The 19568-nt window shown below is 52.0% G+C and carries 26 protein-coding genes; 2 read left to right on the plus strand and 24 right to left on the minus strand.

Annotated features, from left to right (window positions below):
- Window positions 1-2 precede the first annotated feature (2 nt).
- From ACPUC7_RS02665 to ACPUC7_RS02780, 24 genes are all read right to left on the minus strand, one after another.
- Window positions 3-380 carry a DUF7370 family protein gene (locus ACPUC7_RS02665; RefSeq protein WP_494921655.1) on the minus strand — a complete coding sequence of 126 codons (378 nt, stop codon included), beginning with the start codon at window positions 378-380 and terminating at the stop codon, window positions 3-5.
- A 2-nt stretch (window positions 381-382) separates the two neighbouring features.
- Window positions 383-709, minus strand: a complete 327-nt coding sequence (locus ACPUC7_RS02670; RefSeq protein ID WP_494921656.1) for a hypothetical protein — start codon at window positions 707-709, stop codon at window positions 383-385.
- Between the two features lie 40 nt (window positions 710-749).
- Entirely contained in the window at window positions 750-1781 is a 1032-nt protein-coding gene (locus tag ACPUC7_RS02675) for a major capsid protein (RefSeq protein ID WP_494921657.1), read from the minus strand.
- A gap of 11 nt (window positions 1782-1792) precedes the next feature.
- Window positions 1793-2236, minus strand: coding sequence for a hypothetical protein (locus ACPUC7_RS02680; RefSeq protein WP_494921658.1), 444 nt, complete (start codon window positions 2234-2236; stop codon window positions 1793-1795).
- Window positions 2236-3675 (minus strand): DUF2213 domain-containing protein, encoded by a 1440-nt coding sequence (locus tag ACPUC7_RS02685; protein WP_494921659.1) that lies wholly within the window; start codon window positions 3673-3675, stop codon window positions 2236-2238. Before ACPUC7_RS02685 ends, ACPUC7_RS02680 begins: the two co-directional genes overlap by 1 nt.
- 51 nt (window positions 3676-3726) lie before the next feature.
- The gene (locus ACPUC7_RS02690; RefSeq protein WP_494921660.1) at window positions 3727-4389 is read right to left on the minus strand and encodes a hypothetical protein; all 663 of its coding nucleotides are present in this window, start codon (window positions 4387-4389) and stop codon (window positions 3727-3729) included.
- Between the two features lie 118 nt (window positions 4390-4507).
- A complete protein-coding gene (locus ACPUC7_RS02695) occupies window positions 4508-5428 on the minus strand; it encodes a phage minor head protein (protein WP_494921661.1) in 921 nt (306 codons plus the stop codon).
- Window positions 5429-5435: 7 nt separating this feature from the next.
- Window positions 5436-6878: a DUF1073 domain-containing protein gene (locus ACPUC7_RS02700; protein WP_494921937.1), complete on the minus strand. Its 1443-nt coding sequence runs from the start codon at window positions 6876-6878 to the stop codon at window positions 5436-5438.
- Between the two features lie 27 nt (window positions 6879-6905).
- A complete protein-coding gene (locus tag ACPUC7_RS02705) occupies window positions 6906-8378 on the minus strand; it encodes a phage terminase large subunit family protein (protein WP_494921662.1) in 1473 nt (490 codons plus the stop codon).
- The gene (locus ACPUC7_RS02710) at window positions 8365-8844 is read right to left on the minus strand and encodes a DUF2280 domain-containing protein (RefSeq protein WP_494921663.1); all 480 of its coding nucleotides are present in this window, start codon (window positions 8842-8844) and stop codon (window positions 8365-8367) included. The genes ACPUC7_RS02705 and ACPUC7_RS02710 overlap by 14 nt, the downstream gene beginning before the upstream one ends.
- 30 nt (window positions 8845-8874) lie before the next feature.
- Window positions 8875-9510, minus strand: a complete 636-nt coding sequence (locus tag ACPUC7_RS02715) for a putative metallopeptidase (protein WP_494921664.1) — start codon at window positions 9508-9510, stop codon at window positions 8875-8877.
- Window positions 9503-9631 (minus strand): hypothetical protein, encoded by a 129-nt coding sequence (locus tag ACPUC7_RS02720; RefSeq protein WP_494921665.1) that lies wholly within the window; start codon window positions 9629-9631, stop codon window positions 9503-9505. Before ACPUC7_RS02720 ends, ACPUC7_RS02715 begins: the two co-directional genes overlap by 8 nt.
- Window positions 9632-9953: 322 nt before the next feature.
- The gene (locus ACPUC7_RS02725; protein WP_494921666.1) at window positions 9954-10151 is read right to left on the minus strand and encodes a hypothetical protein; all 198 of its coding nucleotides are present in this window, start codon (window positions 10149-10151) and stop codon (window positions 9954-9956) included.
- A gap of 52 nt (window positions 10152-10203) precedes the next feature.
- Window positions 10204-10443 carry a hypothetical protein gene (locus ACPUC7_RS02730; protein WP_494921667.1) on the minus strand — a complete coding sequence of 80 codons (240 nt, stop codon included), beginning with the start codon at window positions 10441-10443 and terminating at the stop codon, window positions 10204-10206.
- Between the two features lie 103 nt (window positions 10444-10546).
- Window positions 10547-11008 carry a lysis protein gene (locus ACPUC7_RS02735; RefSeq protein WP_494921668.1) on the minus strand — a complete coding sequence of 154 codons (462 nt, stop codon included), beginning with the start codon at window positions 11006-11008 and terminating at the stop codon, window positions 10547-10549.
- Window positions 11005-11544: a lysozyme gene (locus ACPUC7_RS02740; protein ID WP_494921669.1), complete on the minus strand. Its 540-nt coding sequence runs from the start codon at window positions 11542-11544 to the stop codon at window positions 11005-11007. The genes ACPUC7_RS02735 and ACPUC7_RS02740 overlap by 4 nt, the downstream gene beginning before the upstream one ends.
- 2 nt (window positions 11545-11546) lie before the next feature.
- Window positions 11547-11897 carry a hypothetical protein gene (locus ACPUC7_RS02745; RefSeq protein WP_494921670.1) on the minus strand — a complete coding sequence of 117 codons (351 nt, stop codon included), beginning with the start codon at window positions 11895-11897 and terminating at the stop codon, window positions 11547-11549.
- A 749-nt stretch (window positions 11898-12646) separates the two neighbouring features.
- The gene (locus tag ACPUC7_RS02750) at window positions 12647-13492 is read right to left on the minus strand and encodes an antitermination protein (protein ID WP_494921671.1); all 846 of its coding nucleotides are present in this window, start codon (window positions 13490-13492) and stop codon (window positions 12647-12649) included.
- Between the two features lie 38 nt (window positions 13493-13530).
- A complete protein-coding gene (locus ACPUC7_RS02755; RefSeq protein ID WP_494921938.1) occupies window positions 13531-13887 on the minus strand; it encodes a RusA family crossover junction endodeoxyribonuclease in 357 nt (118 codons plus the stop codon).
- Complete coding sequence (locus ACPUC7_RS02760; protein ID WP_494921672.1) at window positions 13887-15278, minus strand: replicative DNA helicase; 1392 nt, start codon at window positions 15276-15278, stop codon at window positions 13887-13889. Before ACPUC7_RS02760 ends, ACPUC7_RS02755 begins: the two co-directional genes overlap by 1 nt.
- Window positions 15275-16324, minus strand: a complete 1050-nt coding sequence (locus tag ACPUC7_RS02765; RefSeq protein ID WP_494921673.1) for a replication protein — start codon at window positions 16322-16324, stop codon at window positions 15275-15277. Before ACPUC7_RS02765 ends, ACPUC7_RS02760 begins: the two co-directional genes overlap by 4 nt.
- Before the next feature lie 209 nt (window positions 16325-16533).
- On the minus strand, window positions 16534-16806 hold the full coding sequence (locus tag ACPUC7_RS02770) for a DUF4222 domain-containing protein (protein WP_494921674.1): 273 nt from the start codon (window positions 16804-16806) through the stop codon (window positions 16534-16536).
- Window positions 16712-17035 carry a hypothetical protein gene (locus tag ACPUC7_RS02775; protein ID WP_494921675.1) on the minus strand — a complete coding sequence of 108 codons (324 nt, stop codon included), beginning with the start codon at window positions 17033-17035 and terminating at the stop codon, window positions 16712-16714. Before ACPUC7_RS02775 ends, ACPUC7_RS02770 begins: the two co-directional genes overlap by 95 nt.
- Before the next feature lie 84 nt (window positions 17036-17119).
- Complete coding sequence (locus ACPUC7_RS02780; protein WP_494921939.1) at window positions 17120-17344, minus strand: helix-turn-helix domain-containing protein; 225 nt, start codon at window positions 17342-17344, stop codon at window positions 17120-17122.
- A gap of 108 nt (window positions 17345-17452) precedes the next feature.
- Here ACPUC7_RS02780 and ACPUC7_RS02785 point away from each other — a divergent pair, with 108 nt between their 5' ends.
- Together ACPUC7_RS02785 and ACPUC7_RS02790 are read left to right on the plus strand one after the other, a co-directional pair.
- Entirely contained in the window at window positions 17453-18142 is a 690-nt protein-coding gene (locus ACPUC7_RS02785) for an XRE family transcriptional regulator (RefSeq protein WP_494921940.1), read from the plus strand.
- A gap of 552 nt (window positions 18143-18694) precedes the next feature.
- Window positions 18695-19501 carry a hypothetical protein gene (locus ACPUC7_RS02790; RefSeq protein WP_494921676.1) on the plus strand — a complete coding sequence of 269 codons (807 nt, stop codon included), beginning with the start codon at window positions 18695-18697 and terminating at the stop codon, window positions 19499-19501.
- Window positions 19502-19568: the final 67 nt, after the last annotated feature.

The following is a 19568-nucleotide window of genomic DNA, read 5'->3' on the forward strand; positions in this document are numbered from 1 at the left end:
GTCTAACCTCCCACTACCATGAAGAAACCAACGCTATTGCCAGCGGAAATTGGCAGCGCGGCAGTACAACCGGAGGTATCAGCCATGGATAACGCATTACGCAGGTTCTCTATGCCATCATCGGCATAATCAAAAGAGCGCGAGGCGCCTGAGGGCGCACCCTGCGATTTGATGCGGCGCGCGCCAGATGAAGCTGACATGAGTGCTGCTGCGTAGAGCTTGATCAGCGTCTGGGTGCAATCGTCGTAACCGGCACCGTCAAGGCACATGTCGATTTTGTCGACTGCACACAGGATCGGCGTAAGCAGCGCATCAGGAATGGAGTAGCCCAGCTCAGTGAGCAGAGACTTAACCTGTTCGGGAGTGATCTGGGCTGCCATGTTTACTTATCCTTCTTCGTGGCAGCTGCCAGCGCAGCTACCGCATCGTCAGCGCGCTTAGTCTCCGCTGCCAATACAGTAGCGTGATCGGCTTCCGCTTTCGCCAGTTTGGTTTCTGCATCGTCAGCGCGCTTAGTTTGAGTAGCCAACTCAGTGTTCAGCTTTTTTAAGTCGGCTGCGCCGGGAGATGCCACTTCGAACGAGTCGCTGCTCACCGGGTTAGCTTTGCCAACGAGCCACGCAGGCAACGATGTGCCTTCGTAAATTTCACCCTTTTTCAGTTCGTGGCTGTCATGGGTGAGGATCCACTTCAATTTTTCATCAGGCATATGCCCTCCGCAATGAAAGTGGGGCCGAAGCCCCGGTTAATCAGGCTTTGGTCAGCTGGACGTATCCGGCCTGGCCTTCGGCATCATGCTTGAACTGTGGCGCAGCAGCGGCCAGCACTGTGAACACATAATCGTCTTCAGGGTTTTGTCGCGCTTTAGGGCGCATGGTCAACGGCATACCGTTGAGGATCTGAACAACATCGGTGCGTTTGACCACGCCCAGAATCTCGTTCGCCGGCACTTTCGAGGCAGGCACAATGGCTGCGATGCCAGGAATCTCCATAACGCGTTGCAGGATGCCTTTCGGATAGTTCGCCACATAATCAGTGGTCGACGCGTAGAACCAGTCGGAGTAGTTCACATAGAACGTTACCGGCGCGTAATAGTTCTTTGCATGAATGAGGCTGATTGCCTCTTTAAACACTTCAACCCACTGCGGACCAGTCGCGCTGCTTAGGTCCAGAGCGTGAGTGCCGGTCGCACGATTAGGCGCGGTACGCAAACCATAAATGCGGGCACCACCAACGTTGATATTAGCGTCACCGTTCAGCGCCATATCCTCCAGCTTCTCAGCCACTTTGCGCTGATGGTTTGGAATAGCATCGCTGTCCAGCGAATAGCCCTCGGTCTGTGCCGCCAGCATCTGGCGCCAGCCGAATGACAGTTCACTGTCGATGATCGGCAGTGGCGTACCTTCGTAATCCATCACCGGCTGGTCAGTCTTGGCTTTGCCGCGACCATCAAGGCTGATGTTCACATCACCAGAATCTGACAGGGTCATGAAGTAATGCACGATTTTGCCAAGCGGCATCGGACGGGAAACGGTGGCTGCCAAGTCGTTGAAAACCGACAACACATCGCGCTGCACGGTGATTGCCGAACGGTCCCACTCGCCCCAGACATCCTTAGGCAGCACCGAGGCGTTGCCGATCAGTTCGTCGAAGGAAATGAACTGACCGTTGGCGTTATTGACCGCAAAACCATTCTGAGCAGCCATATTCATTTGCATCATGTCCCAGCGGCGGCGGGCATTGATGATCAGCTTTTGCTGATCGGGGGTAAACTTAAGCATTCTGCTTGTCCTTAGGCTGCAGCCGGTTTGGTGTAAGAGTTAACGATCACCACGTCTGCAAAGCCCTGTACTGAAAGGGTGCGAGCCGCTTTTTCGTCGAAGGTTGCAACCACGATGTCGCCTTCATCAGCAGCGACGAACACACCACCAGCTCCCACAGTCAGCTCCTGGCCAATCGTGTAAGCTGCAGCTGCCAACTGCACGTAATACTCCTGATCGACTTCAACGCGGTACTGCACGCCAGTTTCGCCAGCTGCGTATGCCGTGTTGATGTCCTGACCGAGGAAACGACGATTGCCCAGAATGAGCAGGCGGCCGGTTGGGTCAGTTGCCACAGAAACACCACCAGTGGTGTTCTTCTTCACTACCACGCCCGGAGTGAGCGCGGTGGCAACGTTCAGGTTGATTGTTTCGGGTTCGCGTTCAACCGGGCCGCGATAGATGACGTGAGGCATTATTTTTTCTCCTGATCCATGCCAGCGTTGAGGTCGTAGTCAGCCCACTGGTCATTGGTCTGGTTATTTTGTTGGAAGCCAGGATTCAGGCCATGGGATGTCTGGCACTTAGCGTACATACCATCCAGAGCAGCGCCATCCATCGCGTTCACTGCAATGTCATCGAGGCCAAATTTCGCTTTAACAGCAGCGCGTTTAGTGGCCTTTTCATTGTCAGAGTTAGCAGTCATGCCGCTTTCAATGGCGTCCAGTTTTGCGGCGAATGGCGCGAACCAAGATGGTGCATCGGAACTGTTGTTAGTTGGCTCAGGCTTTTTCTTTGGCTTACCTGTTTCCGGATCGATGTTGTCGCCATCATCGGTTCCGCCACCGTTTTTCTTTTTACCTGCTTCATCAGCTTTCATCTGGTTGTAGGCATCCAGAAGTTCGGCTTCTGACTTGCCCTCGGTTGGCTTACCGGCGGCTTGCAGCGCGTTGATGATCATGTCTTTCATCGGATTAATTTCTCCGTTGGTTTTAACTTCGTACTCAGTGGGTTTGCGCACGACTTCTACAGGATTGCCAACCAGCGTCGCTGCGCCGTCAGCCATGAGGTACTTCTGATCGAACAGCTTTCTGGTGCCGCCTTTTCCGTTCTCTTCGTAGATGAAGTGATCGGGATAAACGCTGACGATGTAACGCCAGATATCGCCATCCGTTTTGATTGCTAGGCGCAGCGCCTGATAAATGTCATCGAAGGACATCTGCGAAGCGTTGCTGAAGAAGAACTTCACCTTATCAATGAGGTTATCGCTGGTGTTGTTCGCTGCGTCGATGATGCTGGCATTCTCGACTTCGCTTTGCTCACCGTCGGCGTTAACGAACATGCCAACGCCCTCTTCTGGTGTACCGGCACCGGGCTCATCCAGCAGAATGGCGATGTGGTCGAAACGCATGTTGCGCGCAATCCACGAGTGCTTTTTCCCCTTGGACTTGCCCGCCTTGGTCTCTTTATTGGTGAGCAACCCGGTAGAAACGTGGATCGGGTCAGTGTTCGTATTGGCAATCATGCCGTCGAGGCGCTCAATTAAGCGCTTACCGTCTGGCTTGGCTTCGGCGATCGCCTTGTTGACGTAAACGTCCATCACAACCTTGTCGGCTGCCTTGCTGACGTTTTCCGCCCACGCACCAACGTGATACTTGTTCACCGCGCGCGGATCGTTAGCGCTGACGAACTTGCCGTCGACTTTCGGGTGCGGCAGAGGCATCAACTTGCCTTCCATCGACTTGTAGCTGTTGTTAATTTCCTCCGCCGGATACAAACCGCCATTCATAACGATGTCATCGACAATGGGCACCACGCCGCGAATGACGTAGTGATCTGCACCGTCGATGGTGGTCGTTGAAATGTTGGAAGCGTTGATGGCGAGGGATTTAACGTGGATGCTGGATAGCGTCACGTTGCGTCCTCAATGGTGGATTGCAGATAATAAAAAACCCGCCGAAGCGGGCTATTTAATTTTTGGTATCGACCTGATTAGTTCATTAACTTCTTTGGTGTCGCATGTATGAGTGTAATCTCTTACACTTCCAATATTAAGGATAAAAGGCTCTGCATTTTTCGCATATATATCTAAACACAACCTATATTCTTTTTGATGTGCGAATTGGCTTTGCTTATGGAACACTGCCTCGTCAATTTTTTTCAGAGAGAGCGTCTTGTTCACATCATAATAAGTTACTGGAGCAGCTTTGAAAATGCCTTTTAACCCATTCTCACCTAAATCCATGAAGGCACGTTGAGCTTGAGTCATGAATCTATCGAAGTCTGTTATGACAATCGCGTAATTACCCAACCTCTCTGATTCAACAGGCAGCGTCAAAAGGTCAGTTAATCGCTGGGAATCTTCTTCGTTTAGCTTACCGTAAAAATCTATACCATCTGAATGAAGGCATGTCATACAGAAGACATTCACATTTTCGTGCGAGTACGACCTTATTTGTAAAGGTGCTGCTATATCTTTACCTTTAATGGTGAAGCTATCTTCGCCGTTGACCTTGAAATTCAACTCAATCCCTTCAGGTTGAATCCATGCAAAAATTGCTTCGTTTTCATCCCCAATATTAGATTCAGTTTCCTCTTCAAAGCTTCTGAAGTATTTTATTGGGTTCATGTAAAGTTTTCCATTCAAGAAATCTTCACGATATTCAGGCTTGGAAAAAACCTTGATTAATATTACGTAATACACGCAGCCAACCGAAATTTAATGGAACACGGAATCAATTTAATACTTATCGACTTTCTCTCCAACGCTTTTCTTCTTCCTTCAACTTATCCACCAGTCCACGATTCACTATTCTGCCTTTATCGTCTAATAGGACTGGTATGTTGCTGCAATAACAGCGGTAGCGGTTTCCACGCTGAGCATAAAACTGTTCAACCTCTTCCGTAGTATATGTTTTACCGTGACGCGAGGCATGCCATGGTCTTGTGGTTGGCTTTAAAGCCGAAATCCACAGCACAGCAGTATTCAGACCCAGACGTTCTCTTGCCCAGTCAACTTCATTTCGCTGCGCTTTCCTCAACGCGCCAACCTGCTCGGTCTGGGCCATGTTCTGGGCTTTCGACATCGAAACGTCCAAGCGCTTGCTGATCACCTTGGCCGTCTCGCGGGGATTCACGCCGCGCCCTACTGCGTCGATCACGATACTGGCGAGATCCCCGCGCGCGATATCGCTTATGCTTTTCCAGTCGCTGTATGTGGATAATGCTGCCGCCGCTACCTGATTCTGGTAACCGGGCGAACTGAACAACTGCGCCAGCTTGGTCTGCTGCGAGTAATACTCGGATTGCCGCGACAGGTTGGTGAACGCTTCAAAAGTGCCGCGCGCAATTTCTGCCTGAACATAGACGCTTGCCCATAGATTATACTGACCACCATCCAGCAGGTTCTGATCGAGAATTGCCTGCATCAAATTCAGCATCTCATCGAGTTGCTGATTTGTCATGTCGTAGATATAAGCCGAAGCATTCACTGCATACAGCGTAGGCATGTCGCCGTGCTGATGACACAAGAAATGCCATTGATGCGAATTGCCCTCGCGCGCGCGTCCTGTCAGACGCTGATCAAACAGCGACTTCAGCGCCAGTTTAATCTGGTAATAACGTTCCTCGATGTCGCGAGCCATCTTACTGACTGGCTTGTTCGACATAGTCGGGTCAACTCGTGACCTTGGAATCACCGGGCTCTTCGGTTTCCGGTTCATCATCGTTTCCACCAAGAGGATCGGCGCGCTTGACTGAAGGTTCGTTGTCATCGGTATTTTCCAATTCAGGATCAGGCTGCAGCTCACCCTGCGCACGAACTTCATTGCCGCTGATGGCAGAACGTCCAAACGCGTTGGTCGTCTTCACGGCCACGTCAGCCATGGCATTCATATTGGCAATCTTCTCTGACTGGCTAGGGGCCAGTAAGTCGGACCAGCCAACGCTGATTTCGCCAGCAGCAGGAACCGGGACAATGCCCAGCGTCCAGAATCGGCTGACCAAGTCGGTGATGACATCAACCAGGAAGCCATTACGGCGAGACATGCGCGTCTTAGCCCAGCTCTTGCCGTCCTCGGTAGAGGCGCGTTCGCCAGTCTGCATGCCCACCAGCTCTTTCATGGGGATCGGCACGGTCGCGCACCACTCGCTTAACGCCGTTCGCCATGTTGGCTCGGGGTCGGCGGCGGCCACTGACAGCACCTCTGCGGTACCGGCCTGCATGAAGCTGGCGCTATCAGTACTGTCGTTGAGACGGCGCACCTGTCCGTCCAGCGCATCAGCGAGATTGCCTTCCGTGGTACCGAGCGCTTTCGCCAGGGCTGCGAAGTTGGTTTTCTCGCTGAAGTTGTAGTTAAGCTGACGGCTGGCGTTCTTGAGGAAGCCCTCTGACGCGCCGCCGCTCACCTTCTCGATATCGAGCAGCTTGTTGAAGCCCTCTTCCAGCATCGACCGCCCGGAAGTCATCGAGCCATCATCAGAGCCCTCTGCAAGGATGATTACGCGATCGGGATGCACGTTGATAATGCGGCCCGGTCGCGCGTCTTTGTTGTTGCCCACGGATATTTCGGTGAATGAGTACATCCTCACATCGCCGAACGTCTCGCTGTCCGGGTCGCTGTCCCACTCAATCGGCTCTATCTGGGCTTCCCACGCCGGGATAAGCTTAACCAGCGCTTTCTCAGCCAGGCGGCCCACGACCGTTGTGTCGACAGGGTCGCGCCAGGGCTTGCTGTCTTTCACCTGAATCAGCAGCGCCGAATATCGGCCTACCAGATTGCGGCGGTCAGCGCCTTTAATCTGCTTCCAGCAACGCTTAAGCAGCTTGTTGACGCGCTTATCCCATGCCGTTTGTTTGGTGGCGTCTTTGGTTTTGTCGCCCTCGTAAATCTCCGGGAAATCCTCCCAGCAGCCATCAACCATGCGGCTGACGGATGCGCCGGCGATCGCGTTGCGCGTGTATGCGCGGAAGAAGTCCTCAAACGTCAGTTCGACGGGATAGCCGAACTCCTGATAGAGGCGCTGGCGCTTCGTGTTGCTGGTACCGTTGAAGAGCGACGACAGGTAATTGCGCCGCTCTTTCTCGACACTGGCATTACTGGCGCGCTGGTCTTTCATCTCGCTTTCTTTCACTGGTGTCCTCCGTCAGCGCGAGCGCACCAACATGCCAATTGATTGTGGTTCTGAAAGTTCGGTGAGCGCGTATACGGCGGCGTCCAGGCGGTCGGGCGATTTCTTCGCTGTCGCTGGCACGTATTCCATGAACTGGTTTTCCAGCTGATAGAGGCTGCCACGGTGCGCGACACGGCCCTGCGCATAGAGAGCTGAAATCGGCTCGGCGCGGGCAAACTTACCTTTGCTGGCATGAACGCGGATCACGCGCCCGGTGAATCCAGCATTTGAAAGCGTGTCCTCAGCCATATCGCCGCCCTGGTTGGTCTCGATGACAATTGCATCAGCATCGTGCTGGTGATACGCCTCAATGGCGCGCGTCGCCCAGCCGTTCGGCGAGTATTTGCCGCTGTAGTCGGCGTCGACGGTGTACTGTCGCTCGTCGCCATTGCCGTAAACGCTGGCCACCGCGATGCCGGATTCATCGCTCTCTTCGCTGTTGGTTGCCTGCGGATCGATAGCAACAACGGTGCGCGTGAGTTCCTGCGTGATCCGCATTTCGTGCGCCGCGTTAATCATCGCCTCATTCCATAGCGCGCCCTCGGCGTTGAAACGCTTAGGATTCTGCATGTACTGAGCTTCGGCGGTGCGCCGGTGGGAGAAGAGTGAAACGCGATGCGACTCGTTATGCTTGAAGGGCCACAACCAGCCATCAGACAGTCCATGGTCAATCGGTATCGCGTGGGTGTTGTCAGGGTATTGCTCGGCGTAGCTGCGGCTGTTATCGATGATTACGGGCAAATTGAGGTGATGCCACATTTCACCGCTGCCGCCGCGCAGCAGGTAGCCACTGAGGTCGTAATAGTGGATGCGCTGCATAATCACGATCATCGGCGTCGTTTCGACGGCCAGACGTGATTTGATTGTTTCGTTGAAGCGGTCGTTAACACCACCGCGCACGGTTTCGCTGTACGCATCGTCCGGTTTAACCGGGTCATCGATGATCAGCGCACCCTGCCAGCCGTCTTCCATATGCCCAGCACGAAAGCCGGTAACCTGCCCAGCAGCTGACGACGCGTAAACGCCGCCGCCGTGCTCGTTCCACCACATCGCCTTGCTGTCTGCGTCATCGCGCAGATCCATAGGCCACATGCTCTGGAAGGCGGATGACTTGATCATGCCGCGCGCCGTCGATGAGTTGAGCAGCGCCAGGTTGTGCGAATACGACAGGTGCATGAAGCGAGCGCGGCGATTCAGTGCCAGACCGCGCCCCATCATGTTGATGGTTGCGAGTTCGGTCTTGGTATAACCAGGAGGAACGTTGATCACCAGGCGTTTGATCTCGCCATCGATGACGCGGTCAAGTGTTTGCTGAATAACCTGGTGGTGCGGCGCCACAATCATCTTACCGCCGGTGCGCTGCTTGAAGAAGTAGCGGGCAAAATACATCCCGTCCTCTTCGCACTCTATCTTGCGCGCGTAATTACGTTGCTCAACAGTCGTCATCCTGCAGCATCTCCTGTCGGGCTTTCTTGTACTCCTCCCGCGTCAGGGTTGCCGCTTCAATTGGGCCACCATCTTTGCCTGTGTGCTCAATCTTCTGACGGTTAGTGTAAGCGTCGCCGCACTCTTTCGCCGCCTGCTCGATCAGCTGCGCGGTAAGCGCGAAGTTCTTCATACCCTCGGTACGCATCGCCATACGGTCGAGCGCGCGCAGCCTGAACGCCTTATTGGCGATCGGGATGTCGGCTAACTCAGTCTGGAATCGTTCGCGCGTGGCGTGGAACATGTCCACCCACTTCTTCGCCAGCTTCTTGCCGCTGGCCTTCGTAGGGTCGTTTTGCTCAACCTGCTGGCGGTTAATCTTGATCCCGAATTCTTTCAGGACAGCGTCAGCAACCTGAGTGGGAGAATCAAAGCAAGCAACAGATTGAACTATAAAGGCTTTTACATCAGGTTTCAGCGCCGCCATAGTTTACCGTCCGTCCTGCTCTGTCCTGAATTATGCCAGACGCAGCATGCATGTTCCGCACGCCCTGGCTATGTTGAGTTTTGACACCTCAGCCGATTGGCTGGCAGCGTCGATAAGTTCCTGTACCTCGCTGCTAGCGCCGTAGCGGCGCACTACGCCTACGAACTCTTCGACATCGTGACCACGCATGCAAAGCTTGGGCTGTCCGTCACGCGTGAACTCAGGCGCGCCGAACTCGTCCACCTTTTGTGCTATGTGGTAAAGCTCGTGCTCAACCAGCGCGCAGAACTCTGCACCGCTACATTCCGCACAATAATCAGCAGCCAGCGTGATGATGTAATCCGGTACTTCTCCGAACCATTCATGCATCTGCTGTTCCATCCGTGCCTTCTGCCACCCGCCAGCGCGAAACGCAACCTCCTCGGCCTGACCGAGTACAGTGCGACCTTTCTTCGGGAACGACGAGGACGCCCACATCACGCGGATATCCGCGTCAATGAGGTGTGCATGATCGGGGTTATGCAGGTAACCGTCTTCCGACAGGATTTGCTGGTTTATCCACTCGAGCACCTCAGGTGCAGGGATCAGCATGATGTGGGCATGAAACTCTTCCAGAAGGCTGGCGGGTGCTGTTGGCCGTTCAATATTGTCTTCAGCATCACGCATCTCTCACACCTTCGAAAACCCGTGTTTTCCGGAAGCATTTATCCAGCAGCCATTGCCAGTCCATCAGTGCAGCGATGCATGCCACTGGAAGCATCCAGCGCCGCATGTCGATGCGCATCACGATTTTTCCTGAAGGCATTAATCACCTCGATTTGGTTGGAACCATAACTCTATTTATATCTATGAAATAGATGGGTAAATCTGTTAGAGAGGGATTAACCACTCTAATAGAACACAAAACATCAAAAATTAGAGAGGTAATATGGATTTACACAACATCATATTGTTAGCTTTGGCGTATGCCCCAGCAGTTAATAATTTCTTGGAAATCATGAAGTTGGCAATCCAGCAGCGCCGCGACGCTTCACAGCGTGGCTAGCCGTACAACTGGAGAGAAACAACAGAGCATTACAGGGCGCACTCGAAATTGTGACCTGTGATGCTCAGGTCGAACCCTGTGAGGTAAGTTCTGGCACGTATTCCATTTTCAGCACGTCATCCGTCGCAAGGTATACCCATGCTCCATCTTCCTTGGCCACACCAATGAAGCCGTTAACGATTTCAGGTTGTGATCGGTTCATCAAACCAACATGAGTTTCACCTGACTTTGTGGTTACGGTGATGCGGAAGGCGTCTGGCATATTGGCTCCAATAAAAAAGGCTGCCAGGCAGCCTTGTCATACGGATTAGAAACTAAGCCCCTTCGACCCAAATCATATAGCTTTCGCCAGAATTCCAGATGTTGCGGTCAATTTTCTTCACTTTAAACGACCCCGATTGCCCTGGGTCAACCCCATATTGGAGACCGATGTCGCTGCCGACTTCTGGAATATTTGCTTCGAAAAGATTGTCGTATTCTTTATCCAGCAATGGCCCAACGCCGATACCAGGGAAATCTATTCGCTGCGTTAGAAAGTAGGTTACTTTTATCATCACTTTTCCTTGTTTCCCGCAGACTCTCTGCGGAAACATTTAATTTGGGATGATTTTACTGATTTTCAATGCCCTAGATTGCTCTCAAAATAAGACACAATCACTATTTTCTACACTGCTCTTTGATGTACTGCTGCAATCCGGCTATTTGATTACCGGCGATTTCGATACGACTTCTGAGGGTCCAATAATTTCGCTCAGCGGCGTCAGCAAGTCTGGGGCTGGTTGCATCATCCATGCCGGTGGTGCCGGTGGCGTTAGTCGCTGGGCACTTTGCGTTGAGCTGCAACCGGCGCTTGCCAGTAGCAACATCATCATGCAGCAGATCGATAGTCGCCTGAGCATCAGCTAACTCCTTCGTGTATTTAGCATCAAGTTCAGCAACATCACGCTGGCGCACTTGCATGTCGTCAATCGTAGCGTTCGCCAGCTTGAGCGCATCTTTCGCTTTGTCGCGTTGGGATTTGTATTCAATGGCATGGCTGCGGTAATGGTTTGCCAGTGATCCAGCACCAATTAGTAACGCTATAACCAATGCGGTGATGGTCAACAGTACGCGCGTCATCCATCTATCCCCCAGCACGTTAATTCTGACTCCTGATCGCGGCGCTCCACCTGCCCGTAGCAATTGTTCGAGCGAATGCGGCAGTCTTTACCGCCGTCGAATATCCATCGTTTCATCTCGACGCATGCGCCTTTACGATCGCCCGCATTTAGCTTGCGGTAGAACGTGGACGGCAAGCATTTCCCGGGACCAATATTCCATGGACAGAATGACGCAATACCTACCTTCTGTGGGTTTGTGAGAGGCACATACACATTTTTATCAACCCATGCCAACGCTTTAGCCTGCTCCGCGGCATCAATCCGGTCGCATTGCTCACGCGTAAGTTGCATGCCTTTAACAACTGGCCTTCCATTTACTCGAGTCACACCGCCGCAGATTGTCCAAATGCCACCAGCATCCGGGTATGCATTAAGGCTGGTACCTTCCTTCTCATTTTGAAACTGGTACATCAGTGCCGGAGCTGACGCGCCTGCTGCTATCAATGCCAGCATCGCAGCGCTAAGGCGCGTTTTAAGCTGAGGCGATAAAGCCATATTTATTCCTTCGCAGCGTCGAGCACTTTATTGATGTCACGAATCACTTCTGATGATTGCTTTACAGCAGGCGTATCACCGCTGCCCTGCAGATAGTCGAGTACCGCCTGAGCGCGCACACGGTCTAATTCAATGCGCTCTTTTTCGTTTTTCCGCTCTTCCTGAATTGCTTTGCGTTTCAGCTTTTCGGTGCTGCGCTTATCGAGATATCCAAAGATGGCTATCACTAAACCTGCCAAGGCGGTAATCATGTACACACGGTCAAGTGTCACGACTCCGGCAAGGCTCGAAAGAGTTGCCATCCAGGTGCCCCCGCTGATTGCCGCATCGGCATGTTGATTCATACGCGTCATACCTACCCCCTTCATGCGGGGACCTGTTCAATTAGGAGTTGTCTACTTTCTGAACTGAGCAAGCCCGGTTAGTCTTTTCCTGTCGAGAGAAAACACCGATCCGCCGTTGGGTAGCCAATGTTGAAAAGTCCGCCGTAGTGCGGATTTTTTTATGGGGAAATGTCCGTTGCCGGCTTGGAGACTAGTAACTCTCAGCCAATGGCGTGGGTTAAAACAAAAAATCCCGCCGAAGCAGGATTATTTTTTTCTGAAGATTTTTTTAAGCCACCTGATGATGAGAGGCTGCTCCTTTTCAGGTCGCCAAATGCTATTGGCTTTCTTCCACGCTTCCGCTTCGGGCATACCATTTTTAATAAATCTTAAAGCGCTTCTTTTTTCCATAATCCGGTTGGTAACTTCCTGGATTAGGTATAAGCAGGGATAGCCAAATATTTTAACCATTGCCGCAATGAAAAAAATGCCAGTTAAGGCACTTACGTGGTCATATATCGAAGAAGGTATGCCAATCAAGTACTCAAGCACGACTTTTCATCCCTGCATTAATAACGCCAGTCGCATGCCAAGCATGACCGAAAAACAAAAACGCCCGCTAGCTGGTGAGGCCGCAGGCGCTTTAATTAGTCACAGATTTTGCAACCGACCGGTTTCCGCGTTGATGAACAGCACACAGAAATCCCATCATTGGCGAGATATTGGGCCATTTTCGTCACGGCGTCAATATCTCGGATTGGCCCTAATCGCAAATAATCTCAAAAAGCATCAATTTTGCGATTGCTCGTCACCCGTTGCAGCATTTCATCGGCGACAGCTTCTTCCCGATGGCATTGGATCACCAGCAACTCATAGAAGGGTTTGAAGCTGCGGCGCCACGTCGGTTCGCTTATGGTCATCACTCCATAAGCGACAGCACGGCGCACTACTTCAGATGGCAATCGGGCATAACCACGGCCTGAACATTTTGGGCACTCTTTGGTGACCGGCACGCCCTGCAACTCACTTTGCTGTTTGTCCAGCACCTTCCCTTTTCCGTGGCAACGGCATGCGTTGCTGATTTCACCTTTGCCACCGCAAGACGAGCAAAGCACGCGCGCTATTTCACGAACCTGTCTGTGCTTCTCAAACGTTGATGGGTACACGTCTTTCGCGCCCCATCTGATGGATGTTCTGATTATGTCCTGCGCCACCAGCGGCGTGTGGGTCTTAGTTGTGAACACTTCCGCTTCAGTGAATCCGGTACCGCTACAGCATGGGCATGAGCGCGTGCTGGCCGCGCTGCGCGAATAATCCTGATATGCGAACGTTGCGAGCAATTGCAGTAAGTCGCGTTTAATATCGTCAGCGAGTTCGGCGATCGCCCGGTAGCGCCCCGCCTGGCTCATACCAAAATCAGTAAGCATCTCCACGGCGCGGTCGTTAGACGTGATGCCGTGTTTAGACAGGAACAGCTCAAAGCCAAAGCGTGCCATCGCTTCGGTAAGGCCAAAGGATGCCATCACATCCGTTATGGTCAGGCTGTCACTGGCCGTTGCCGGTGGAGAATCGCTTAATTGAGGTGATTTCGGTGCGAAAAATTTAATAGAGCTTTCAAGATTCAATTTGCTTCTCCTGTCTGAATTCGGCGGTGTTACATCGGTCAGGCAATGTTTTCGATCCGTATCTGGCCCTTATCTCCCCAAATTTTGGTGATCCGTGCATCCCATACCGCGCTATCGTCATCAAACACAGCGTCCATCAACGCTTTATGCAGGTTATCGACATCAGGCTTTTGCTGATGCGGCCGACCAATCAACTCAGCGCGCTTCTTCTTGCTCCAGCTGTCGGGCATTGGAATAACAAACGTAATGCGGCAACCGCTGACCGGCAGAGCAACACCACGCAGGCGCACTTCGTCGCAGAATGCCCGGTAGCGCAGCACCGCCGGACGCTTTGCCCATTTGTCCCGCTGCGTTTGGCGAGGTTTGCCAATCGGAGTTATGTCGTAAATCTGGATCAAAAGTCTCTCCGTGAGGCGTGTCCGCCGCGTTCTGGCTTCTCGCGAGCGAGCATCGCCGCTTCCACCTGGTCAATATCTTTGAAGTGTCCGTTGTGGAATTTCTGGTAGGCAACGCCGCCGGGGCCATGACGGTTTTTACCAACGATGATTTCCGCCACGTCAGCCGCTGGGCTTTCAGGGTTGTAAACACCGTCGCGGTAAATAAACCAGATGCCGTCCGCATCCTGCTCAATGCTGCCGCTGTCGCGCAGATCAGCATTCACCGGGCGCTTGTTCGGGCGCTTCTCAACGTCACGTGAAAGCTGGCTAAGGCACACCACCGGCGTGTTCAATTCCATTGCCATGGTTTTAAGGCCGCGAGTGATTTCGCCGATCGCCAGGTCGTTACGCTCAGCGGTTGGCTTTTTAATGAGGCCGAGATAGTCAGCCATGATGAGCGACAAGCCCGGATAACGCTGTTTGTGGCGCGTGGCCACTGCCCGAATTTGTTCAATGCTCAGGTTCGTTGCATCAACAACCCACACATCGAGGTTTGCAAGCTGGCCGATGCCCATGGAGATCCGGCCCCAGTCCTCATCAGCGAGATGGCTTGCTTTGCGGAGCATCGAAACCGATACGTTGGACGCGTTCGCAAGCTGGCGCTCGACAATCTGCTGCGCCTGCATCTCCATGCTGAAGATCAGCACACCGCGCTTCACCTTCTCAGTACCAAGCGTTACAGTGCGTTGCGCCACTGCTTCGGCAATCTTTAGCGCTAATTCGGTTTTACCCATGCCAGGGCGCGCTGCAATGATGATCAGGTCAGTGTCGTTCAGGCCGCCGGTAATATCGTCTAATGGTTCGATGCCGGTTTTAACTGTGTACGATTCGTCGCCATCAGAAACCCGCTTTTCCAGCACATCCATGTAACCATCAAGCAATTCTCCAACTCGCATTGGCACAACTTGTTCATCGGTATGACTAAAATTCGCCAGTTGTCGGGTTAGCTCCTGGATATTTTCAAAAGCAGTTTCGTGATTGATCGCGGTAATGATCTGGTCGTAATGCGTTTCCATCAAAACCTTGAAATCGCGGATCATCACTTTCTCGCGCAAAATTTTGACGTAGCCCTTCATGTTTCTGGAGCTGGGAACAGCGCGCATTGTCTCCATGACGTTGGAGAATATGCCTTGTTCGGTTCCCATGGCGTCGGCAATTGCCATGGCATCAATCATTTTTCGATGACGGGCCTGCCGTTTAATCTCCTTGAACAGCTCACGATAAAACCCAACCAAAAACGATCGTTCTTCAAGAGTGTTAATCACCTCGAGTGAATCGGGCGTCATGCCTTCCAGCAGTAGGCAACCGATAACACAAGCCTCCAGATCACTACCAAGAATTGCACTCACAGCGCACCCTCCCGCACCTTGCGAAGCGTCTCAGGTTTCATCAGGTAATCGAAGCTGGCGCGCCAGCCGGTGCCGTCCGGGCCGCCGAAGTGAAAATCGCGCGCATCAGTCATGAACGTTTTGAAGTACGAGCGGAAAGCATCCACTGACTTTTTCGACATATGGATAAGCAGCGCGCGAATTGCATTCTCGCGATCGCGGTCCAGCTCAGCAGCAGCAAGGCGACCATCGGTAATATCGTTCCACGCATCCACCACCGCGGCGCAATCAATTTCGACAGCGTTCTGGCTCCACAGGGTGGCGTCAGCCAGGTAACCATCGAAGCGATTAACCCGGCAAATGTTGACAGGCTTAGCCACGGTACCGTTGCGACGCGTCCAGGTTTGGGCAACCCAGCGGATCACTAGTTTTAAATCTTCCACGCTGTAGGCATCCCGCGCCGCACGCTCTGTCAGCAAAACGGCAAAGGCTTCACCAGAGCGGCAGGCAGAGCTTGTGACCTTGTTGTAAAACTCCAGGACCTGTTTTGCCTGTGATAAAACTTCTTCCGAAAATTCCCCCTTGGGGGCTTTAGGGGGATCTGTTTTTACTGTCTTTGGAATAATGTCTTTGGTGTCCCCCTGTTTTGAGGGATAGCGCTCCCCTAATTTGAGGGATTTTTTATCCCCTGAATTGAGGGATTCTCCCTCGTTTTGAGGGATGCGCCATTCTGAGACGTTTTTATTGGGGCCATACTGGCGGCCATGCTGGATCAGGATGTTCATCGAAACCAGTTGCAGCTTGGTTTCGTTGCAGCGCTTAACGGGTAGCTTAGCGATAGCGGCGATTTGTGAATCGCTGATACGGTCCATTTTTTTATTCCATCCATAGGTAAGCCGGAGAACGGCAAGCAGCACCTTAAACTGACGCTTAGTTAAATCAGCGCCGGAGTATTCCTCCAGCAGCATGTTTGCCAGCCGAGTAAACCCGTCATCGGTATCGGCCATGCGTGACTCCACACGCTCTGTTCGAGCGGGAAAGTTGAGAACTTCAGCGGTGTTACTCATCTTCGGACCTCTTGCGCCGCAACTGTTTAGCCAGCTCGAGAGCGTCACGAAGATGGCGCCCGACACCAGGCGCGATTTGGCGCGCGAACTGCTCACGCGCCATGTCTTTATGTACAGTAGTTTCTGGTTGCGGTTTACGGCGTTTGTATCGCATAATTGACCTCGCTTTCCCAAAGCAAAGCTGTACCCGGCTGTTCAGCTCCAACTGTTCAGCCATCCCCTTCAAACAACCTGAAGTGCTTCTCGAAATACAATTTTGGAACGCAGCATTCGTGCGGATAGCCGGGACGCATGAAAATGACTCGCCGTTCCTGCCGGTCGTAGCTGATAACGTTGACGACAATGCCCCGCCGATCGCGGTAATGCTTATTGGTTTCGACAAATCTCTCATCCACCAGCGCCCTCCGCAGGTTTACGAAGGTGTTCCAGCATCGAAAGCAGCGTTCGGGCCTCTTCTCCCGTAAGCACAACGTTCTGCTCACACCCTGGCGCCGCGACGCTACCCTCAGGCAACCCAAGTTCGTGAATCATTCGGCACGCCAGTTCGCAGATGCGGATTTTCTGGCGACTAAGGCCAGAAGGATGAATACCCATTTCAACCGCCAGAGTCTTGTTTCCACGAGTGATGGCCTCTCGATGAAAGAAGCTCTCCAGCGCTTCTGGTTTGCATTTAACGCGAACTGAATTGCTCGCAATTGCTGTTGATTCCATTAAAATTTTCCCTTTATTGGTTGTAAATTTTCACTAGGAGCCCCAGCCATAAGCTGGAGCATTTCGCAGTGAAGTGAATGAACATCAATCAACGTTGATTCCATGGACATAACGTTGCGGATAAAGAATTTGCATCTCACTGATCTTCCCCTTGAAGAACTGAGAGATTTTTTCCGCTGTTTCGATTGAAGTAACTTGAATGCCGCGTTCAATACGGCTCAGGTTTCCAACGTCGATTTGTACGGCCAAGGCAACTTCACTGATTGTTAATCCATTCGCTTCACGCATTTTTCGCAGTGGTGTTTGCATATTTTGCATGTGACGCCCTCATTAAATGCGCTGTACGCATAATATTGCATCCGCATAATTTGCGCAACACGCTTTGCGAGTGACGCATAAATGATTTCAAATGTGCTCATGAATGTTGGAGACAAAATTCGCCAGATCCGCAAGGCGAAAAAGATGACCCTAAATGAACTGGCATTGCTGGCGGATAGCGATGTAGGGAACCTGTCGCGCTTAGAGCGTGGAATGCAGGGGTACAGTGACGCTCAAATCAAGAAAATCGCGGCTGCGCTTGAAGTGCCGCCTTCCGAACTGTTTTCTTCTAATGACATAAGTGATACTGTGGATTCATACAGTGTTGGTTCGCTTGTCGAAGCGAGGAGGAAAGATGTGTATCGGGTTGATGTACTTGAAGTATCTGCAAGCGCCGGTAATGGCTCTCCATCAAGGGATGTTGTGGAAGTCATTAGATCCATTGAATATGAGCCAGAGCAAGCGAAGTTAATTTTCGGCTCTGCACCTCAAGATATGGTCAAGCTAATTAACGTTCGTGGAGACAGCATGCAGGGAACCATTGAACCCGGCGACCTGATATTTGTGGATCAACGAGTAAATCATTTTGATGGTGATGGTATCTATGTTTTCGACTTTAACGGAGATACCTACGTTAAGCGCCTGCAAAAAGTAAAAACGGATTTGATCGTCATCTCCGACAACACCAAATATCGTGAATGGACAATAAATCCTGAGGAAGCAGATATGCTTCACGTCTCAGGCCGTGTGATGCTTAGCCAATCGCAGCAATTCCGCCGCCACGGATAACCTCCCCGCTCCAACATCATAGCCCGCTTATGCGGGCTTTTTTGTTTCTACCGCAAAAAATTATCAATTTTTAATCTGAGACAATTCAGAAAGTTAAACCACTTTTCACTTCTCCTTCCCCTAAAACCCCAGGATATGCGCTTGACGCATATGCGTTTCACGCAATATATTTATCTCACAGCACGACGCAGCCCACCGCAGAAAGCTGAATCGCTCTTTAACAATCAGGTAGTCGCACACCGGGTACTCAATCGCATCCCTGGCAAACTGAATTTAGCGGCCATCCCTAACCGACCTGGGATGAGTCAACGAGGCGCAATGCGAGCGACGGACCGGTGTACAGGCCAGCGACATATGTCGGCCTGATTTGAATGTTCCGGGCGACCGGCGCGGCCACTGCGACAGTGTGGCAACAGTTTCTTTTGAGCTGCGCCCATAACCAGCGAGGCAGTCATAGCCGGACGGCTCCGCCGGGACTTAGGCTGATAGAGTGGAGGGCGCAGCATCAAAACGAACTGGCGGCATGGCGCCGCAATGGAATGAGGTAAACGCATGTCTGACAGTAATGAAACTCCAGATCAACCAGTTGAGCTTTTAGCAAACTCAACACTTGCAGAAGTCCTTACGTCACGTATCCAGCATATTTCCACCAGCCCTAAAATGCTGGAAATCATCGACAAAAAAATCGAAACCTGTCTTAGCGGGGTTGTTGATGAAGCTTTCGGGCGCTGGAGTGATTTCAGTAAGAGTGCTGAGAAAGCTTTCAAATCGGCCCTACCCGGCAACATTGAAAGCGTAATTGAGCTTGGTCGTTACAACGAAATGATCCAGCAGCGCCTGCGCGAAACCTTCGCGAGCAGCGGCATAGCAAATGACATGATTGCTAAAGCTGAAGCCGCGTTGAAAGAAGCGATGGATGATCAGTTGGTTCCACCAGTCATCAAGTTGAGCAACCTGTTGGAAGCTTTCATTGAATGTCACGCAAGCGAAGCGCGTGAAAATGGTTGGGAATACCCTGATTTCCGGCTGATTGAGAGTGAGAGCTGTCTTGGTACTGATTATCAGCATTTCTATTTTGATGAAAATCGAGAGGAAAGCTCCCGATACAGCAGCGGTCGCAGCCAATATGAATTGGCCAATTGTCTGGACATGCGAGCCATCAAAGGTGAAAAAATCGAGGGTAATCAGGTCTATGACGTTTATAGCGCGAAACTTAAAAGTGAATTTATTCAACGACTGATCAGCAGCGGGCGTCTCTATTCCAAGTGGGAAAAGATGGTGTTCGCTCTCTACTACGGTCAGTCGAAAATATGTATCGACTGTGATCCGGATGATTATTGCTATCCAGGTTACGACTAATTACGCCTCACCAGGGCGGGCCCGGAGTACCGCAGCAGCACGTTGGGCTTAAAAGTAAAGGCGGTGG

The organism is Pantoea sp. CFCC18179, from assembly GCF_059412405.1.